The following is a 20,127-nucleotide window of genomic DNA, read 5'->3' as shown; positions in this document are numbered from 1 at the left end:
CGCAAAGCGGCGTAACCCATCGACTCCGCTGATGGGTATCGCGGCGCTGCCGCTCCACCCATCCTACGAGTTCACAACGACCCACTTAACCTATGAAAACGCCGGCCAAGTGCCGCAATGCCGTTCGCTTAAGCCAAGTGAACGGCATTTTTGTAGCCCGGATGAAATCCGGGGAGGTTCGTTGACGTGCGCATTCGCCCCCGGATTTCATCCGGGCTACCGCTGTGGCGCCTTAAACGAACAACATTGGGCCAAGTGCCGGCGCTTTTCTTGGTAAACTCCCGCCCCCATTTCGAGGCCGCGCGCATGTCCACTCTGAATCAGGCGCTGCGCGCCGCCCTCGCCAACCGCGACGCCCTGCTGGCTGAACTGCACCACCAAGGCACCGACTGTTACCGCTTGTTCCATGGCAGCCAGGAAGGTGCTGGCGGCCTGACCATCGACCGCTACGGCCCGCAATTGCTGGTGCAGACCTTTCACCAACAACTCAGCCGCGATGAAGTGCTGAGCGCCCATGAGCTGATCAGCGCGCACCTCAATCAGCCCTTGCTACTGGTCTACAACGACCGCAGCCAGGGTAATTCGCGCATCGACCGCAGCGACCCGATCTACGCGGCCGAACCGGCTGCACTGGACGATCTGATCGGCCATGAATGGGGCCTTAATTACCGGGTACGCGGGCGCCATCCCGGCCAGGACCCGCTGCTGTTTCTCGACCTGCGCAATGCCCGCGGCTGGGTCAAACAGCACAGCGGCGGCAAGTCGGTGCTCAACCTGTTCGCCTACACCTGCGGCGTCGGCTTGGCTGCGGCGGCCGGTGGCGCCAGCGCGGTGTGCAACCTGGATTTTGCCGAAGGCAACCTGGCCGTCGGCCAGGAAAACGGCCTGCTCAACCCCGAGTTGCCGGTCATGGAATTTATCCAGTCCGACTATTTCCCAGCCATTCGCCAACTGGCCGGCCTGCCGATTGCCCAACGTCGCGGGCAGAAGCTGCCAAGTTATCCGCGCCTGCAGCAACGTCAGTTCGACCTGGTGCTGCTCGATCCGCCAGCCTGGGCCAAGAGCGCCTTTGGTACCGTCGACCTGCTGCGCGACTACCAGAGCCTGCTTAAGCCGGCGCTGCTGGCCACCGCCGAAGACGGCGTGCTGATCTGCTGCAACAACCTGGCGAAGGTGACCATGGCCGACTGGCGCGAGCAGGTGCTGCGCTGCGCGAGCAAACTCGGCCGCCCGGTGCGTGACTGCCAAGTGCTGGCGCCGGCCTCTGACTTCCCTTCGCTGGACGGCCAGCCGCCCCTGAAAACCCTGATTCTGCAGCTATAGATCAGGCAAATTTCAGCCCTTGCATGCCATACTCAAGGCCATCTACAGCCGAGATAGATGCGCCTGCCATGCACAAAGGATTGAAACGCGCCCTGGGCGCCATGCTGATCGCCGTTACCCTCTACAGCCTGCTGGGCTTTCTGATCCTCCCCGGGATTGCCCTGCGCGTCATCAACCAGCAGCTGAGCCAGCTCAGCAACGTCCCGGCGCGACTGGAGCGCGTGCAGCTCAACCCGTTCAGCCTGGAGCTGAGCCTGTGGGGCCTGCACCTGGGCGAGGCCGACAAGGCGCAGCTGGGCTTTGCTCAGCTGTATGCCGACCTGCAGTTGGACAGTCTATGGACCGGCGCCCTGCACCTGGCCAAAGTCGAACTCAACGGCGCCAAGGTCGAGTTGCTGTTCAGCAAGGACGGCCAGCTCAACCTGGCCCAGCTGTTCAAGTTGCCCCCGAGCCCTGCCACGACTGAGCCCGCAGAGCCCAGCGAACCCTTCCCGCTGCGCATCGAGCGCATTGTTCTGGCTGGCGGCGCCTTGCACTTTGAAGACCTGCGTCCGAGCGAGCCGATCGAATTCATCTACGACAGCCTCGACCTCAGCCTCAACAATCTCAGCACCCTGCCCGACGACAATGCCGAACTGAGCCTGCAGGCCACCGGCCCCAATGGCGGCAAGGTCGAATGGCAAGGCACTCTGAGCCTCAGCCCGATCAGCTCCAGCGGCCATCTGCAACTGAGCGATGGCAAGCTCAAAGGCATCTGGCCCTACGTGCGCGACGCCGTGCCCCTGGATTTGCAGGAAGGCATCCTCAACCTGGCCACCGACTATCAACTGAGCCTGGCCGGCGGCACCCAGCTGCAACTGAGCAACCTCAGCCTTGCCCTCGCGCCCTTTGCCATCAAAGCCCCCGACGGCCGCCCGCTGGTCAAACTGGCCGAGCTGAACGTCAGCGACACCAGCCTGGACCTGGTCAAGCAGCAGGTGGTGGTCGGCAAGATCCGCAGCCAAGGCTTGGAAACCTGGGCCGCCCGCGAGGCCGACGGCCAACTCGACTGGCAAACCCTATTCGCCAAGCCAGAAGCGCCCGCACCGGCCGCCAGCCAGACAGCGGACGCCAGCGCGAACAACGCCAGCAGCGAGCCCGCCAAACCCTGGCAAGTGCTGCTCAAGGATGTGCAACTGCGCGGTTATCAACTGCACCTGGCCGACCGCGGCGTCAGCCCGGAAGTGAAGGTTGAAGTCGGCCCGCTGAACCTTGACCTGCAAAATTTCGACAGCCTCAACCAGTCGCCATTCGACCTCAAGCTCGATACCGGCGTCGGCAAGCTGGGCAAGCTGGCCCTCAGCGGTCAGGTTAATCTCAACCCCGTCAGCGCCAAGTTGCAGGCCAGTACGCAGAACCTCGACCTGCGCCTGGCCCAGGCCTATATCAACCCGTTTATCCGCCTGGAGCTGCGCAGCGGGCTGCTCAGCAGCGAACTGGCTGTCGACCTGCAAAGCACTGCACCGCTGGCGTTCAACATCAGCGGCGATACGCGCATCAACCAGCTGCATACCCTCGACACCCTCAAGTCGCGGGACTTCCTCAAGTGGCGCCAACTGCACCTGCAGGGCCTCGACTACCGCCACGGTGACAGCCTGGCGATCAAGGCGATCACCTTAGAGCAGCCCTATACGCGCTTTATCATCAACGAAGACCGCAGCACCAACGTCAGCGACCTGTTGATCCCGCAACCCGCCGCACCGGCCTCGCCGGCGGCGGCCAAGAGCGCACCAGGCAAGCCCCTGGGCATCGTCATTGGCGGTATCACGCTGAAAGACGGCTCGGCCAACTTTGCCGATCTCAGCCTGCGGCCGGACTTCGCCACTGCCATCCAGCAGCTCAATGGCCAGATCGGCCGCATCGACAGTCGCCAACCGAAACCGGCCAAGGTTGCGATCCAGGGCAAGGTCGACCGCTACGCACCGGCCACCATCAACGGCAGCCTCAACCCCTTCGACCCGCTGGCCAGCCTGGACATGGCGGTGAGTTTCAAGCAGGTTGAACTGACGACGCTGACGCCCTACTCGGGCAAGTTTGCCGGTTATCGCATCCGCAAGGGTCGCCTGAATATCGACCTGCATTACCAGATCAAAAAAGGACAACTAACCGCTGAAAACAAAGTGCTGCTTGAGCAACTAGAACTCGGCGAAAAAGTGGACAGCCCTGACGCCGTCGATCTGCCGATCCGCCTGGCCATTGCCCTGCTCAAGGACACTGAAGGCAAGATCGATATCCAACTGCCGATCTCCGGCGATCTCAACAACCCGCAGTTCAGCGTCATGCCGATTGTCTGGCAAACCCTGCGCAATCTGGTGCTACGTGCGGCCCAGGCGCCGTTCAAGTTTATCGGCGGCCTGGTCAGCGGCGGCGACGAGGTGAACATGGACCGGGTGCCATTCAGCGCCGGCAGCAGCGAACTGGACCCGCAGGCACGCGGCACCCTCGACACCCTGGCCTCGGCCCTCAAGGAGCGCCCGGTGCTGCGCCTGGAGGTCCAGGGCGTCAGCGCCCAGGCCAGCGACGGCCCACTGCTGGCCGAACAGCGTCTGCAGCGTGAATACCAAAGCACGTACTACAAGATCCTGCAGCGCCGCGGCGATCAGGTGCCGGCCGACGCCAGCGCCCTCGACGTGCCTGAAGACGAGAAAATGGTCATGCTCGAAGGCATCTACCGGGCGCGCCTCAAGCAACAACCCCCGGCCGACTGGCGCGAGCTGGACGACGAGCTGCGCGCTGACAAACTGCGCGCCGGGGTGCTGGACTCCTGGGGCCGCAGCGACCTGCTGTTGCGCCAACTGAGTCAGGCCCGCGCCGCCAGCATCAAGCAATACCTGGTCGACAAGGGCGGCCTGCCGGACCAACGCATCTACCTGCTGGATGTCGCCATTGGCCAAAGCGACACCGACGGCCGGATTGCCAGCGCGTTGCAACTGGGCGCTGAGTAAAGCACCGCGCCCGCCGCTGACAGGCGGCGGGCTGCCGTGTAGGCTGGCAACCCACGCAACAACCTGGATAGCCCGTGAAAATCCTCCTTGTGGCTCTCGCCCTGCTGCTCAGCCCGCTCTGCCAAGCAGCCACCCTGCGCTGCGGCAGCGGCATGATTACCAGCGACGACCACCTCAGTGAAGTACAAAGCAAATGCGGCGAGCCGGTCACCCGCCAGTTCCTTGGCTACCGCGAGGTCATCGACTACTACGGAGGCACGACCCAGGTGCCCATTGAGGAGTGGAGTTACGGCCCACGTAACGGCATGTATTACTACCTGCGCTTCGAAGCCAACCGCCTGATCAAGGTTGAAAGCAAACGCGGCCAATAAACGCCGCCCAGACACGGACGTCCCCGATGCTGATTCTGCCCGCCGAACACCCCCTGGACTGGAAACGTCCACCGGTTATCACCCTGCTGCTGATCGTGCTCAACACCCTGATCTACTTCGCCTACCAGGGCAACGACCCGGCACGGGAAGAACAGGCCGTAAGCACTTACCTTGATGCCGGCCTGCTGAGCCGTGAAAAAAACGCCTTTATCCAATCCTTCAGCGCCGAACATGAGCTAGACGCCGACCAGCAAAAGGCCCTCGCGCGCCAACGGCAAAGTGACCTGGCGATCATGATCCTGCAGGACCTGCGCTTCGAGCAGCAGCTGCACCGTAACTCAGACTATCTGGCCGATCCCGCCTGGCAGGCCGCCCGCGCGCCCGCCGAAGCGGCCCGCGATAGCATCAGCAATTATCGCTTTGGCTTCGTGCCGGCCAAGTTCACCTGGCAGGGCCTGTTTGGGGCGATGTTCCTGCACGGCAGCAGCGATCACCTGCTGGGCAATATGGTGTTCCTGTTTATCTTCGGCTTTGCCCTGGAAATAGCCCTGGGCCGCTGGATGTTTCTCAGCCTCTACCTGGTCAGCGGTATGGCCTCGCACCTGTTCTGGTGGGTATTCGAGCCGTCCTGGCAGACCGGTATCGGCGCCTCGGGGGCGGTCTCCGGCCTGATGGGCATGTACCTGGGCGTCTACGGCCTGCGGCGGATCAACTTCTTCTACTGGCTGGGGCCACTGTTTGGCTACTTCCGCGCACCGGCGCTGTGGATTTTGCCGCTGTGGATGGGCAAGGAGTTGCTCGGCATGCTCAGCGCCGACAACGTCAACCGCTATGCCCACCTGGGCGGGTTGGTCGCCGGCTTTGTGCTGGTGTGGCTGCCACGCCAGTTCGGCGGATTGAAGGTGGATGAGAGCTTCCTACTGAAGGAAGACCCGGACGCGCCATTCAAACGGGAGCTGGCGGCCCTGGATGCGCTGATCGGCAGTTTTGCCCTGGACCAGGCCGCCAGCCGCGGCCTCGACCTGCTGAGTCGCTACCCGGCGCGCCTGGCCCTGCTCGAGCGCCTCTATCCGGTCGCCAAGAGCCGCCAGGACTCAGCCCTACTCAGCGCCGTACTCAAGCAGTTGTTTGCCCTGCCCGTCGGCAGCGGTCAGCTCGCCCTGTTGCAAAAGCTGGCCGATGACAGCCAGGCCGCTGACGCCAAACTGCTGCAACACCCGGCCATTCAGTTACACCTGCTGCAGAGTCTATTGCGTGCCCAGGAGCCGGCTCGGGCACTCGGCGCCTGGCGCAAACTCAGCCAGGGTGCGCTACGCCCAGCGCAGCTGCCGGTCCTGACCCTGGCGCTGGCCAAACAACTGGCCCGCCAGCAACCGCGTGCACTGGGCGAACTCGCCGCCTTTCTCCAGCAGGCCTACCCGGCAACCGAGCAGGCCGCGCAAATTGGCCTGCTGCGCGCCCAGCTGAGTTAAGAGGGAACAGCCGCCAACTTGGTGATGATGGCTTCCAGGCTGGCCACCTCGCCCAACAACGGCGAAGCCGGGTACCGTTGGCGGATAAACCCCAGCAACTGCCGCGCCGGCTCCAGTTGGCCGAGGCCTTCGGCAAAGCCCCGCGCCGCCAGCAGGTAAGCCCGAGGAATGTGTGGATAATCCGGAAAGCGCTGATGCAGGTTTCGCAGCAGACTCAGACCCTCGCGGGTCTTGTGCCTGGCCAGCAAGGCGCCCGCCAGCTGCTCGCATAACAACGCATCGTCGGGCAGGTAGTCGCTCTGCAGTTGCCGCGCATTGAGCAGCGCCGTGGCGGCCAGGGCTGGCGTCTGACGCGCCGCCAGCGGCAGGTAATGGGCCAGATGGCGCAAGCAACGATCGCGAGCCTGCAAGCCAAACAGCAGTTGATGAAAGCGCTCATTGAGTTTGAGGTCGTCGGCCGACCGCTCCAACGCCGTCGCCAGAATCTCCAGCGCATGCTCGCTCTGCCCTTCCTTGAGGCGTATCTCAGCCTCGGCCAGCGCCTTGCGCCGGGCATATTCCGCCGCCGGGAAATGGTTCTGCCGGCTTTCGTCGGCGATCACGTAGCCCAGAGCGCCCTGATACTGGAACACCGCGTAGCCCATCATGGCGCACATCACCACGGCAAAATAAGCGAACAACCCCGCCGCAACCGGCATCAGCACCACCCGTGGCAAACCATGGGAAAGCATAAAGGTCACGTAGTTCGGCGATTGCCAGAGAATAAACAGGAAGACCCAGAGGATCAGGTAACGCCAGCCCATGGCCTTGATCACCTGGCCCACCAACTCCGGGCTAAGGGCCGCGCCCAGCTCTTTATCCAGGGCCAGACGAATGATGCTGGCGGGCATCACCAACATGATCAGCAGATTGACGCCCCAGAACAGCGCCTCACTGTCAAAGTCAGCGGCCAGCCACAATGCACCACCCGCCAGGAGAAACACCGCCAGCTGTTTGAAGAACAGGCCAAAACCTTCGCCAACAAAGGCACTCTGCAAGCTCGGCGCCTCCTGCAGCGCCTGGCTGCTGGCCTCGATGACGCTGTGCAGGTATTTGGTCGCCACGCTGAGCAGGGCAATCCAGAGAATTTTCGAGTTGGGCATAAACAGGCTGGCCAGCGTTAGCAAGCCGGCAAACGCCAGCGGTCCCGACTGCAAGGCGTACCGGAAAAACGTGGAAATTCGTTCCCAGAACGGCTGCGCACTGTTGGCAGCACCGAGAAAAGTCAGCGCACCACGGCATAACGGGCAGCGGGGGTCATCATCAGTGGCGTCGGCATTCTGTGGCAGGCAGCAATCGCCGTAATCGCGCGGACAAACCGGGCAATGCCAGGTGGCCGGCTGCGCCGGGTGGTAGTGACAGTGGGTCTTGTCCATTGCATACGTCCTTGTTTTTTTAGCCTGTAGCGATTACTGGATGCTTTGGATTTCCGCTTCCGTCAATGGCCGATAGTGCCCCACGGCCAGTGCATCGTCCAACGTGATAGCGCCAATACGCTCACGGTGCAGTTCGACGACTCTATTGCCGAGTGCGGCAAACATTCTTTTTACTTGATGGTATTTCCCCTCGCTAATCGTCAGGCGCACTTCGTTGCGACATAGACGTTCCAGCGTGGCGGGTTTGGTCAGCTGTGTTTCATTCTTGAGCAAGATGCCAGCCTGTAGCTTTGCCTCGGCATCGGCGACCAAATCATTTGCCAGGGTAACGTAATAGGTTTTTTCACAGTCATGCCGCGGCGAAGTCACACGATGACTCCACTGGCCATCATCGGTAATCAATACCAGTCCCGTGGTGTCGATATCGAGGCGACCGGCAATGTGCAGGATTTTTTGGTTCGGCTCATCGAGTAGCTCAAGCACCGTGGGGTGATCGTTATCGACAGTCGCGCAGATGTAGCCAAGCGGTTTGTGCAGCATAAAATAGCGCGGCCCGACCGGGCTGAGCCGCTCACCATCAAGCTGCACGCTGTCGCTCGGGGCTAGATGCAAGCTGGCGTCTTTTACCGGCTCGCCATTGACCAGAACTCGTTTATTTCTTAAGGCCAACTTCACCAAGGCGCGCGATAGGTCAGTCGTTTGGGCAATGTATTTATCGAGGCGCATGGATAAGGGGTTCTCGCTTGATTCAGGGTGCGCTAGAACGTTAATCCAGCCGGGGGTACATAGAGGATGCGCAACTTATGCGTACGCGCGTCTGCGCCAATCATTGCAGTTCGGCCGCATTGTACTAAATCGCAGGCATGAAAAAGGGCCCCGAAGGGCCCTTTTCCGTTAGCCACTTGCGCGATTAGGCGCTGGCGTTTTGCGCTTCTGCAGCAGCAACGTCTTTGATCGACAGCTTGATGCGACCGCGGTTGTCGACGTCGAGAACCAGAACCTTCACTTCCTGGCCTTCTTTCAACACGTCGGTAACCTTCTCAACACGAGCGTCGCTCAGCATCGAGATGTGCACCAGACCGTCTTTGCCCGGCAGGATGTTAACGAAGGCACCGAAGTCGACGATGCGCTCAACCTTACCGATGTAGATCTTGCCGATCTCGGCTTCCGCGGTGATGCCCAGGACGCGCTGACGCGCAGCCTCGGCCGCTTCCTTGGATTCGCCGAAGATCTTGATCGAACCGTCGTCTTCGATATCGATCGAGGCCTTGGTTTCTTCGCAGATGGCACGGATGGTTGCGCCACCCTTGCCGATCACGTCGCGAATCTTGTCCTGGTCGATCTTCATCGCGATCATGGTTGGAGCGTTAGCCGACAACTCGGTGCGCGAAGTGGCGATGATCTTGTTCATCTGACCGAGAATGTTCAGGCGTGCTTCCAGGGCCTGATTCAGGGCGATTTCCATGATCTCTTCGGTGATGCCCTGGATCTTGATGTCCATCTGCAGCGCAGTAACGCCATTGGCGGTACCGGCTACTTTGAAGTCCATGTCGCCCAGGTGGTCTTCGTCGCCGAGGATGTCGGTCAGAACGGCGAACTTCTCGCCTTCTTTAACCAGACCCATGGCGATACCCGCAACCGGTGCCTTCATCGGCACACCGGCATCCATCAGTGCCAGGGAAGCACCGCAAACGGAAGCCATGGAGCTGGAACCGTTGGATTCAGTGATTTCCGACACAACACGGATGGTGTACGGGAACACGTCAGCAGCAGGCAGCATGGCCGCGATGCTGCGACGGGCCAAACGACCGTGACCGATTTCGCGGCGGCCGGTAGCGCCCATGCGACCACACTCGCCCACCGAGTACGGAGGGAAGTTGTAGTGCAGCATGAAGGGGTCTTTGCGCTCGCCTTCGAGGGTGTCGAGCAGCTGGGCGTCACGGGCGGTACCGAGGGTGGCAACGACCAGCGCCTGGGTTTCGCCGCGGGTGAACAGCGCCGAACCGTGGGTCTTGTCCAGAACACCGACTTCGATGTTCAGGCCACGTACAGTACGGGTGTCACGGCCATCGATACGCGGCTTACCGTTAACGATGTTCTCGCGCACGGTGCGGTATTCGATTTCGCCGAAGGCATCTTTCACTTCGCCAGCGGTCGGTTGACCTTCAACGCCTGCGAACTTGGCAACGATTTCATTGCGCAGTTCGCCCAGACGGCCATAACGCTCGTGCTTGACGGTGATGGTGTACGCCTGCGAGATCGCCTCGCCGAATTCGCTACGGATAGCGCTCAGCAGTGCAGTGTTCTCAGGCTTGGCGGACCAGTCCCACGTCGGCTTGGCGGCTTCGGCAGCCAGCTCGGTCACAGCCTGGATCACGGCCTGGAATTCGTCGTGGGCGAACAGTACGGCGCCCAACATCTGGTCTTCGGTCAGCTCTTTGGCTTCCGATTCAACCATCAGTACGGCGTCTTTGGTGCCGGCTACGACCATGTCCAGGCTCGAGGCCTTGAGCTGCTCGTAAGTCGGGTTCAGCAGGTAGCCGGTTTCCGGGTGGAAAGCTACGCGCGCTGCACCGATCGGGCCGTTGAACGGGATGCCGGAGATCGCCAGGGCAGCCGAGGTACCGATCATCGCAGCGATGTCCGGATCGGTCTTCTTGCTGGTGGAAACCACGGTGCAGATGACCTGCACTTCGTTCTGGAAGCCTTCCGGGAACAGCGGACGGATCGGACGGTCGATCAGGCGCGAGGTCAGGGTTTCTTTTTCGCTCGGGCGCGCTTCACGCTTGAAGAAACCGCCAGGGATCTTGCCGGCTGCGTAGGTTTTTTCCTGGTAGTGCACGGACAGCGGGAAAAAGCCTTTGCTTGGGTCAGCAGTCTTGGCGCCGGTAACGGCAACCAGTACGGTGACGTCGTCATCGACGGTGACCAGCACAGCGCCGGAGGCTTGACGGGCGATACGGCCAGTCTCGAGGGTTACGGTCGACTGACCGAATTGGAATTTCTTGATAACCGGGTTCACGGTGTTGTTACCTTCTTTTTTGCCTTGGGGAAATCGGTTTGCTGCACGCTAGCGGTTACACAGCTAAGTGCCCAGCGGGGTAGTGCAAGATTTGTGGGTAACTGCGGGAATCGGACCCGAACGCTATCCAGATAAAACTTGAGGCTGGAGGCCGACCAGATAGCCCCCTGCAGCTGCGAGCAGCAACAGGGCACTAAACGAGCGACCACCAACCTCAACAACGTCGTATTAGCGACGCAGACCCAAGCGAGCAATCAGGGCGGTGTAACGAGCAACGTCTTTGCCCTTCAGGTAGTCCAGCAACTTACGACGCTGGTTAACCATACGGATCAGACCACGACGCGAGTGGTGATCTTTACCGTTGATTTTGAAGTGACCTTGCAACTTGTTGATGTTGGCGGTCAGCAGTGCAACTTGCACTTCCGGCGAACCAGTGTCACCAACAGCTTGCTGGTATTCAGCTACGATTTGGGCTTTATCTTCAACGCTAAGTGCCATGATGGGCTCCTTTAGGTAACAGGCCAGGGACTACTCCCCGTATTTAAAAATGAGATGTGACCGCGCCTATTAACAGCCACCCTCAATATCGAACCACCATTCGCCAAAGCGAGCAGCGGCTCGTTACGGTCATTCTGACCGAATCAGTCGACGCGGCGCTATACGCCCGTCTTCGCTCACTTCACCGATACCGATAAAGCGACCGTTGTGATCTTGCACCCGGACCATGCCGAACTGCGGCGCGTCCGGCGCACGGACCGGTTGCCCGTGCAGCCAGTAGAACGAGCTGTGCTCAGTAAAGTGCACCAACGGCCAATGCTCCAGACCGCTGTCAGAGGGCAGCAGAAACTGATCAACAGCCTCGTTGCCGCCATCGGCGTGCACTTGCTCAAGCTGCTCCAGGGTCACCGTCTGCGCCAGGCTGAACGGCCCGGCCTGGGTGCGGCGCAGCTCAGCCACATGAGCGCCACAACCCAACACATAGCCCAGGTCTTCAACCAAGGTACGGATATAGGTGCCCTTGCTGCAGGCCACATCAAGACGCGCTTGAGTGCCATCCACAGCCAGTAATTCCAGGCGATTGATAGTAACAGAACGCGGCTCGCGCTCCACCACCTCACCGGCCCGCGCCAGCTTGTACAGCGGCTGGCCATCACGCTTGAGGGCTGAATACATCGGCGGGATCTGGCTGATCGGGCCGCGAAACGCCGGCAGGGCCGCTTCGATTTCGGCACGACCAACGGTTACTTCGCGTTCCTCCAGCACGTCGCCTTCGGCGTCCGCGGTGGTGGTGGTGACGCCCAGTTGCATCAGGGTTTCATAACCCTTGTCGGCATCCAGCAAATACTGGGAAAACTTGGTCGCCTCACCAAAGCACAGCGGCAACACGCCGGTAGCCAGCGGATCGAGGCTGCCGGTATGCCCGGCTTTCTCAGCATTCAGCAGCCAACGCACCTTCTGCAAAGCGGCGTTGGAGCTAAAGCCTTTCGGCTTGTCGAGCAGGATGATGCCACTGACGTTACGACGAATACGCTTAACCTGAGCCACGCGCTTATTCCTCCGCCTTGGTCTCAGCCACATCCGGCGCGTGCTGATTGTCTTCAGCCACGGCGCGCTCGATCAATGCCGACAGATGCGCACCGCGCATGACGCTGGCGTCATAGTGGAAGTGCAATTGCGGCACATTGCGCAGCTGCATGGCGCGCCCAAGCTGCATGCGCAGGAAACCAGACGCGTCGTTCAACACCTTGAGGTTCTGGGCGATGTCTTCGGCGCTGTCTTCACCCATGACGGTGATAAAAATCTTTGCGTGGCCGACGTCCCGGCTGACTTCCACGGCGGTGATGGTCACCAGACCGACGCGCGGGTCTTTGATTTCACGACGGATCAGCTGGGCCAGCTCACGCTGCATCTGGTCGCCAATGCGTTGGGTACGGCTGTAGTCTTTTGCCATCTGTTGTTACCTGTCACCGACCAACGGGCAAAACCCGCCAGTCTGAAAGCGGCAAACGCCCGGCCAGACAAAAGCCGGACCGGGCGTTGCGTTGTACAGCGCGCGGCTTAGAGGCTGCGGGCCACTTGGACTTTCTCGAACACTTCGATCTTGTCGCCAACCTTGACGTCGTTGTAGCTCTTCACGCCGATACCGCACTCCATGCCGTTACGCACTTCGGAGGCATCGTCTTTGAAGCGACGCAGGGACTCCAGCTCGCCTTCGAAGATCACCACGTCCTCACGCAATACGCGGATCGGACGGTTACGGTGCACAACACCTTCGATAACCATACAGCCGGCAATCGCGCCAAACTTCGGCGAACGGAACACGTCACGCACTTCAGCCACACCCAGGATATTCTCCCGTACGTCGCTGCCGAGCATGCCGGTCAGGGCCTTCTTGACGTCTTCGATGATGTCGTAGATGACGTTGTAATAACGCATATCCAGACCTTCCTGCTCGACGATCTTGCGCGCGCCGGCATCGGCACGCACGTTGAAGCCGAACAGTACTGCCTTGGAAGCCAGGGCCAGGTTGGCATCGCTCTCGGTGATACCACCGACACCGCCGCCCACTACGCAGACCTGCACTTCATCGTTACCCAGACCGCCCAAGGCGCCCTGCAAGGCTTCCAGCGAACCACGGACGTCGGATTTGAGGACGATGTTGAGCGTCTTCTTCTCTTCCTGACCCATGTTCTCGAAGATGTTTTCCAGCTTGCCGGCGTGAGCACGGGCCAGTTTCACTTCGCGGAACTTGCCTTGACGGAACAACGCCACTTCACGGGCTTTCTTCTCGTCGGCCAGTACGCTGAGCTCGTCACCGGCTTCAGGGGTACCGTCCAGACCAAGAATTTCGACCGGAATCGACGGGCCCGCTTCTTTGATGGCCTTGCCGTTTTCGTCCAGCATGGCGCGGATGCGGCCGTAGTTGGAGCCAACCAGAACCATGTCGCCTTGACGCAGAGTACCGTCCTGAACCAGCACGGTAGCCACCGGGCCACGGCCCTTGTCCAGGCGCGACTCAACGACAACACCACGACCAGGCGCAGACGGAGTGGCTTTCAGTTCGAGAATCTCGGCCTGCAGCAATACCGCTTCCAGCAGTTCATCAACGCCAGTACCGACTTTCGCCGAGACGGAAACGAACGGCGTGTCACCGCCCCACTCTTCAGACGTTACGCCGTGCACCGACAGTTCGCTGCGGATGCGATCAAGATCGGCACCCGGCTTGTCGATTTTGTTCACGGCAACCACCAGCGGCACACCAGCAGCCTTGGCGTGCTGAACGGCCTCGATGGTTTGCGGCATCACGCCATCGTCGGCGGCAACCACCAGAATCACGATGTCGGTCGCCTTGGCACCACGGGCACGCATCGACGTAAACGCGGCGTGACCCGGGGTATCAAGGAAGGTCACCATGCCGCGCTCGGTTTCTACGTGGTAGGCACCGATGTGCTGGGTGATACCACCGGCTTCGCCAGCGGCCACTTTGGCGCGACGAATGTAGTCGAGCAGGGACGTCTTACCATGGTCAACGTGACCCATTACGGTCACAACTGGCGCACGGGAGAACGCCTCACCTTCAAACTTCAGCGACTCAGCCAACTGATCTTCCAGCGCGGTATCGCTGACCAGTTTGACGTTGTGGCCCAGTTCTTCGGCGATCAGCTGGGCAGTTTCCTGGTCCAGCACCTGGTTGATGGTCACCGGAGTGCCCATCTTGAACATGAACTTGATGACTTCGGCAGCCTTGACCGACATCTGCTGAGCCAGATCGCCCACAGTGATGGTCTCGCCGATCGAAACGTCGCGCACAACCGGCCCGGTTGGGCTCTGGAAGCCATGCTGGTTACGCTTCTTCAGCTTGCCCTTGCCACGACCACCACGACGGAAGCTGTCGCTTTCTTCGTCGGTGGTACGCGGTGCAACGCGTGGCGCAGGCACTTTTTCTTTAGCCTGCACGGACGGACGGTGAGCAGTGTTCTTGCGATCACGGCGCTCAGCATCTTCATTACGCGGCTTGTCTGGGCGACGCAGCTCGTCTTTCTTGCGCTCTTCAACAGGTGCAGCAGCGGCAACCGATACCGGCGCGCTAGGTGCTACCGGCGCGCTTGCAACAGCGGCAACAACAGGTGCTTCAGCAGCCGTACCGGCCTGGCTGGCAGCCTGGGCAGCTACGCTGGCTTCACGACGAGCATCGTTATCGGCCTGACGCTTGGCTGTTTCGGCAGCCAGCTTTTCATCCATCTCGCGTTTTTTCTCAGCGGCAATTTCTTCAGCGCTGCGCTCAACAAAAACTTTCTTCTTGCGCACTTCAACACTGATGCTCTTGCTGCCAGCAACACGCAAGGTGCTGGTGGTTTTGCGCTGCAAGGTAATCTTGCGCGGCTGTTCAGCTTTGTTCGCGCCGTGGCTGCTTTTGAGGTGGGCCAACAAGGCCTGTTTCTCATTGTCAGTCACAACTTGCTCGGCGCTAGTGTGCGGCAAACCTGCCTCACACATCTGCTGCAGCAGGCGCTCCACTGGTGTGTCGACCACTTGGGCCAGTTCTTTCACCGTGACTTGCGTCATGCATCTCTCTCCTAGGCCGCTACTACTACTCGAACCAATGGGCTCGGGCGGCCATGATCAGCTTGCCGGCACGCTCTGCGTCGATGCCGTCGATGTCGAGCAGGTCGTCAATCGACTGCTCGGCCAGGTCTTCGCGGGTAATCACACCACGCACTGCCAGTTCGCATGCCAAGTCGTTGTCCATACCCTCAAGTGAGAGCAGGTCTTCGGCCGGGTGGGCGTCTGCCAGTTTTTCTTCTGTAGCGATGGCTTTGGTCAGCAAGCGGTCCTTGGCGCGGGCGCGCAACTCATTGACGATGTCTTCGTCAAAGCCGTCGATGCTGAGCATTTCCTCCACCGGTACATAGGCGATTTCTTCCAGGCTGGTGAAGCCCTCCTCAACCAGCACCTGGGCCAGCTCTTCGTCGACTTCCAACTCGTCGATAAAGCGCTGCAGGATGTCGCCGGTTTCAGCTTGCTGCTTGGCCTGGATGTCCGCTTCGGTCATCACGTTCAAGGTCCAACCAGTCAACTGACTGGCAAGACGCACGTTCTGACCACCACGGCCAATGGCTTGCGCCAAATTGTCTTCACCCACAGCGATATCCATCGCATGGGCGTCTTCATCAACGATGATCGCAACCACTTCAGCTGGCGACATGGCGTTGATGACGAACTGCGCCGGATTGTCATCCCACAGCACGATGTCAACACGCTCGCCACCGAGCTCACCGGATACCGCTTGCACGCGCGAACCGCGCATACCAATGCAAGCACCCTGTGGATCGATACGTTTGTCTTTGGAGCGCACGGCAATCTTGGCGCGCGAACCTGGATCACGCGAAGCCGCCATCACTTCGATCAACTCTTCAGCGATCTCCGGCACTTCGATACGAAACAGCTCAATCAGCATCTGCGGCGCGGTGCGCGACAGGATCAGCTGCGGGCCGCGATTCTCGGTGCGAATCTCTTTCAGCAGCGCACGCATGCGAGCGCCGACGCGGAAAGTTTCACGGGAGATGATGTCTTCGCGAGCGAGCATGGCCTCAGCATTGTTGCCCAGGTCAACGATCACGTTATCGCGGGTAACCTTTTTTACGGTACCGGAAACAATCTCACCCACGCGCTCGCGATAGGCATCCACCACCTGCGCGCGCTCGGCTTCGCGAACTTTTTGTACGATGACCTGCTTGGCTGTTTGTGCAGCAATACGGCCAAACTCGATGGAGTCGATCTTCTCTTCAACTACATCGCCAATTTTGGCGCCAGGCTGTTTTTCCTGAGCCTCTTCCGGCGTCAGCTCGATCTCAGGATTGACTTGGTCAATCTCATCAACCACAGCCCAACGGCGGTAGGTGTCGTAGTTGCCCGTGTGGCGATTGATCTCCACACGCAACTCGACTTCATCATCAAAGCGCTTTTTGGTAGCAGTGGCCAAAGCCAGCTCCAAGGCTTCAAAAATCACGCTGGCCGGTACGCCCTTTTCGTTGGATACCGACTCAACAACCAGCAGTACTTCTTTGCTCATCGTACGCCTCGCCTTTCGCAATCCATTGGATCCACGCAATCCGCGTACTCCGCGGGATCCGCGTCTCAATCAAATCTGGGAATAATATTGGCTTTGTCGATCATGTCGATCGGCAAGAGGAATTCGTGGTCATCCACCAACACCACCACGTCCTGCTCCTCCACACCGCGAAGGAGCCCCTGAAAGTTGCGACGCCCTTCAAAGGGGGAGCGCAACTTGATTTTCACTTGTTCGCCGGCATGCAGCGCAAATTGTTCAAGACTGAACAAAGGCCGGTCCATACCAGGCGATGAAACCTCAAGGGTATATTCGGCGCTGATCGGGTCTTCTACATCGAGAATGCCACTGATCTGGCGACTGACTGCCTCGCAGTCCTCCACCAAAATGCCATTCGCATGATCGATATACACCCGCAGCAGCGAATGCCGCCCCTGGGACAGAAATTCAATACCCCAGCACTGGTAGCCAAGCGACTCAACCGCTGGAGCCAGCATGGCCTGCAACTCTTCTAGCTTGCTCGACACCTGAACTCCTCGTGCATGTCGTACAAATAAAAAATGGGCGAAACGCCCATCCCAATAAACGTCGCCAAAATAGGGCGACGCTAATCATCCAGCTAACAAAAAGCCCCTAATAAGGGGCTCCGCGAAAACTGACTGCGGGCACTGGCGAAAGCGTCATCAAGCCATAAGCCTGACTGCTCACCAGAGCATCCCAACCCACATAAAAGCTGGGGCAGGATTATACGATTGAACCCACGCAAGGGTCAACCAAACCCTACAGCAACAAAAAGACCCGCATGTCGCGGGCCTTTCTGTATTTGGTACCGAGAAGGGGACTCGAACCCCTACAGCCTAAGCCACTACCACCTCAAGGTAGCGTGTCTACCAATTCCACCACCTCGGCAAAACTCTTACTTACCCGCCTCTTCAACCGCAGGAACATCAGCAGGATTAACTGCAGATTTTTGCTGCTCAAGAACCGGAACATCACCAGCAGCTGGCTTGCTTTGCTGAACTTCGAGAACCGCCGGATCTGGCAAGCCTACGTCAGTCAGCGCATCAGACTTCTCTTTAGCAAAGAAGCCCAAGCCCAAGCTAGTGATGAAAAAAACCGCCGCTAGTATACCAGTAACTCGACTCAAAAAGGTAGCAGAACCTTGACTGCCGAATACGGTACCCGAAGCACCCGAACCGAAGGACGCACCAGCATCCGCACCCTTACCGTGCTGCAGCAACACCAGACCAACCACACCCAGGGCGCCCAACAGATGAATCACCACCACGACAGTTTCGAGCATCTCTTAATTCCCTGCGGCGCGACAAATCGCACCAAACTCATCAACATTCAGGGAGGCGCCACCGACAAGCCCCCCATCGATGTCCGGCATACCGAACAATTCAACCGCACTGGCGGCTTTAACACTGCCGCCATAAAGAATTCTTACCCCAGCGGCAACTTCTGCGTTTTCCGCCGCTAACTGCAGACGAATAGCCGCATGAACTTCCTGCGCCTGCTGAGGGGTCGCCGTGAGCCCGGTGCCTATGGCCCAAACAGGCTCATACGCCACCACAGCTCGCGAAAACGCACCAACGCCCAACTCATCAATCACACAACCCAATTGATGCGAAACAACCTCTAAGGTCTTACCCGCCTCGCGCTGCGCAAGTGTCTCACCCACACAGAGAACCGGTACCAGACCGCAGGCTTGAGCAGCTGCAAATTTTCGCGCAACCACTTCATCCGTCTCACCCAGAAGCTGACGACGCTCGGAATGCCCCACCAACACCAAGGCACAACCGGCATCCTGCAACTGACTCGCAGAGACTTCACCTGTCAGCGCTCCCGGCATCGGCTCTACCGAACAATCCTGAGCACCAACTGCAACACTCACACCTTGCAAAACAGCCATTACCTGACTGATGTGCAAAGCGGACGGGAATACAGCCACATCTACATCCGACGACAAGGCAAGATCACGCAGACCTTCAGCAAGCTCAGCCACGCTGGCGCAGGTACCGTGCATTTTCCAGTTACCAGCTACCATAGGGCGACGCATGCTCTACCTCGTCGATCAAAGTGGGCGCAGATGTTACCCAACACTTCCAATACTGGCAAGAGAATCAGGCACATACCTGTGTAACGACAGCTGCCAGTTGCTCGGCACAGGCTCGCACCTGCAGCTCGTCATCGCCTTCTACCATCACTCGCAACAACGGCTCGGTGCCCGACTTGCGCAGCAACACCCGCCCACGCCCAGCCATGTGCTCAGTAATTTCGGCGCAGGCCGCCTTGACTTCGGGATGCTCCAGCGGATCCAGCGCGCCGGAAAACCGCACATTGATCAACACCTGCGGACACTTACGCAAGCCACTACGCGCCTCTGCAAGTGTCATCTCGCAACGACGCAGGGCGAGTAAAACCTGCAAGCCAGCAATGATCGCATCACCCGTGGTGGTGTGCTGGAAGCAAACCAGATGCCCCGAGTTTTCACCGCCCAACTGCCAATCACGCGCCAACAAATCCGCAATCACATAGCGATCGCCAACCTTGGCGCGCACGAAGGGAATCTGCAGCTCTGCCAAGGCCAACTCCAGGCCCAAATTACTCATCAGGGTACCAACCACACCACCCTGCAAACGGCCACGCTGCTGCAGGTCACGCGCGATAATGAACAGCAGCTCATCACCATCCACCACCGCCCCGGTGTGATCCACCATCAGTACACGGTCAGCATCACCGTCGAATGCAATCCCCAGATCCGCCTGCTCCGACAAGACCGCGGCCTGCAACGCCTGCATATGGGTCGAACCACACTGATCATTGATATTCAGCCCGTTAGGCTGAGCTGATAGCACCACCACTTCGGCGCCAAGCTCGCGAAACACACTCGGGGCTATTTTGTAGGCCGCGCCATGGGCGCAATCGAGAACAATCTTCAGGCCGGCGAAATCGGTACTACTAGGCACGCTACTCTTGCAGAATTCGATATAACGACCCGCCGCATCGTTGATCCGCGAGACCTTGCCCAACTTGGCCGAATCCACCACGGTCATAGGCGCATCGAGCAACTCTTCGATCATCAACTCAATCTCATCCGGCAGCTTGGTGCCCTTGCCGGAGAAAAACTTGATGCCGTTGTCGTGATGCGGGTTGTGCGAGGCACTAATGACGATACCGGCCTCAGCATGAAAGGTGCGCGTCAGATAAGCGATTGCCGGCGTCGGCATCGGCCCCAGCAGCATTACGTCAGCACCGGCTGCAGACAACCCCGCCTCAAGCGCCGACTCAAACATGTAGCCGGAAATACGCGTGTCTTTGCCGATCAACACACGGCAGACGCCGTGCTTACGAAACGCTGTGCCCGCAGCCCACCCCAGCTTGAGCATGAAGTCCGGCGTAATCGGAAACTCGCCAACCCGCCCACGAATGCCGTCAGTGCCAAAATACTTCCTGCTCATAGCCTT

Annotated in this window: 16 protein-coding genes and 1 tRNA gene; 4 read left to right on the top strand and 13 right to left on the bottom strand. The window is 59.7% G+C overall.

Annotated elements, in window-relative coordinates; translation table 11 throughout:
• The first annotated feature begins 306 nt into the window (after positions 1 to 306).
• The 4 genes from AC56DI_RS06895 to AC56DI_RS06880 all read left to right on the top strand — a co-directional run bounded on the left by AC56DI_RS06895 (position 307) and on the right by AC56DI_RS06880 (position 6,150).
• Positions 307 to 1,323, top strand: a complete 1,017-nt coding sequence (locus AC56DI_RS06895; RefSeq protein ID WP_496345486.1) for a class I SAM-dependent rRNA methyltransferase — start codon at positions 307 to 309, stop codon at positions 1,321 to 1,323.
• A 68-nt stretch (positions 1,324 to 1,391) separates the two neighbouring features.
• Positions 1,392 to 4,307 (top strand): DUF748 domain-containing protein, encoded by a 2,916-nt coding sequence (locus tag AC56DI_RS06890; RefSeq protein ID WP_496345485.1) that lies wholly within the window; start codon positions 1,392 to 1,394, stop codon positions 4,305 to 4,307.
• 74 nt (positions 4,308 to 4,381) lie between these two features.
• A complete protein-coding gene (locus AC56DI_RS06885) occupies positions 4,382 to 4,678 on the top strand; it encodes a DUF2845 domain-containing protein (RefSeq protein WP_496345484.1) in 297 nt (98 codons plus the stop codon).
• Positions 4,679 to 4,704: 26 nt separating this feature from the next.
• A complete protein-coding gene (locus AC56DI_RS06880; RefSeq protein ID WP_496345483.1) occupies positions 4,705 to 6,150 on the top strand; it encodes a rhomboid family intramembrane serine protease in 1,446 nt (481 codons plus the stop codon).
• Here AC56DI_RS06880 and AC56DI_RS06875 read toward each other — a convergent pair.
• From AC56DI_RS06875 to glmM, 13 genes are all read right to left on the bottom strand, one after another.
• The gene (locus AC56DI_RS06875) at positions 6,147 to 7,565 is read right to left on the bottom strand and encodes a hypothetical protein (protein ID WP_496345482.1); all 1,419 of its coding nucleotides are present in this window, start codon (positions 7,563 to 7,565) and stop codon (positions 6,147 to 6,149) included. The genes AC56DI_RS06880 and AC56DI_RS06875 overlap by 4 nt on opposite strands.
• 33 nt (positions 7,566 to 7,598) lie before the next feature.
• Entirely contained in the window at positions 7,599 to 8,291 is a 693-nt protein-coding gene (gene rsuA / locus AC56DI_RS06870; protein WP_496345481.1) for a 16S rRNA pseudouridine(516) synthase RsuA, read from the bottom strand.
• Between the two features lie 184 nt (positions 8,292 to 8,475).
• Positions 8,476 to 10,587 (bottom strand): polyribonucleotide nucleotidyltransferase, encoded by a 2,112-nt coding sequence (pnp, locus tag AC56DI_RS06865; protein ID WP_496345480.1) that lies wholly within the window; start codon positions 10,585 to 10,587, stop codon positions 8,476 to 8,478.
• Positions 10,588 to 10,815: 228 nt separating this feature from the next.
• Positions 10,816 to 11,085: a 30S ribosomal protein S15 gene (gene rpsO, locus AC56DI_RS06860; protein WP_496345479.1), complete on the bottom strand. Its 270-nt coding sequence runs from the start codon at positions 11,083 to 11,085 to the stop codon at positions 10,816 to 10,818.
• Between the two features lie 129 nt (positions 11,086 to 11,214).
• A complete protein-coding gene (gene truB / locus AC56DI_RS06855) occupies positions 11,215 to 12,132 on the bottom strand; it encodes a tRNA pseudouridine(55) synthase TruB (RefSeq protein WP_496345478.1) in 918 nt (305 codons plus the stop codon).
• Between the two features lie 4 nt (positions 12,133 to 12,136).
• Positions 12,137 to 12,538 carry a 30S ribosome-binding factor RbfA gene (gene rbfA, locus AC56DI_RS06850; protein WP_422589246.1) on the bottom strand — a complete coding sequence of 134 codons (402 nt, stop codon included), beginning with the start codon at positions 12,536 to 12,538 and terminating at the stop codon, positions 12,137 to 12,139.
• Between the two features lie 107 nt (positions 12,539 to 12,645).
• Positions 12,646 to 15,153, bottom strand: coding sequence for a translation initiation factor IF-2 (infB, locus tag AC56DI_RS06845; protein WP_496345477.1), 2,508 nt, complete (start codon positions 15,151 to 15,153; stop codon positions 12,646 to 12,648).
• Between the two features lie 25 nt (positions 15,154 to 15,178).
• Positions 15,179 to 16,660, bottom strand: coding sequence for a transcription termination factor NusA (gene nusA, locus AC56DI_RS06840; protein WP_324519865.1), 1,482 nt, complete (start codon positions 16,658 to 16,660; stop codon positions 15,179 to 15,181).
• A 65-nt stretch (positions 16,661 to 16,725) separates the two neighbouring features.
• Positions 16,726 to 17,184 (bottom strand): ribosome maturation factor RimP, encoded by a 459-nt coding sequence (gene rimP, locus AC56DI_RS06835; RefSeq protein WP_324519867.1) that lies wholly within the window; start codon positions 17,182 to 17,184, stop codon positions 16,726 to 16,728.
• A 297-nt stretch (positions 17,185 to 17,481) separates the two neighbouring features.
• Positions 17,482 to 17,566 (bottom strand) — tRNA-Leu (locus tag AC56DI_RS06830).
• A gap of 7 nt (positions 17,567 to 17,573) precedes the next feature.
• The gene (secG, locus tag AC56DI_RS06825; RefSeq protein WP_496345476.1) at positions 17,574 to 17,960 is read right to left on the bottom strand and encodes a preprotein translocase subunit SecG; all 387 of its coding nucleotides are present in this window, start codon (positions 17,958 to 17,960) and stop codon (positions 17,574 to 17,576) included.
• A 3-nt stretch (positions 17,961 to 17,963) separates the two neighbouring features.
• Positions 17,964 to 18,719: a triose-phosphate isomerase gene (gene tpiA / locus AC56DI_RS06820; RefSeq protein ID WP_496345475.1), complete on the bottom strand. Its 756-nt coding sequence runs from the start codon at positions 18,717 to 18,719 to the stop codon at positions 17,964 to 17,966.
• A 64-nt stretch (positions 18,720 to 18,783) separates the two neighbouring features.
• Entirely contained in the window at positions 18,784 to 20,121 is a 1,338-nt protein-coding gene (gene glmM, locus AC56DI_RS06815) for a phosphoglucosamine mutase (protein ID WP_496345474.1), read from the bottom strand.
• Between the last annotated feature and the right edge of the window lie 6 nt (positions 20,122 to 20,127).

It is taken from the genome of Pseudomonas sp. BGA-UO-ETr-WB11 (assembly GCF_059567785.1).
Note: the sequence above shows the minus strand (reverse complement) of the source record. Positions and strands in the feature narration are given on the sequence as shown.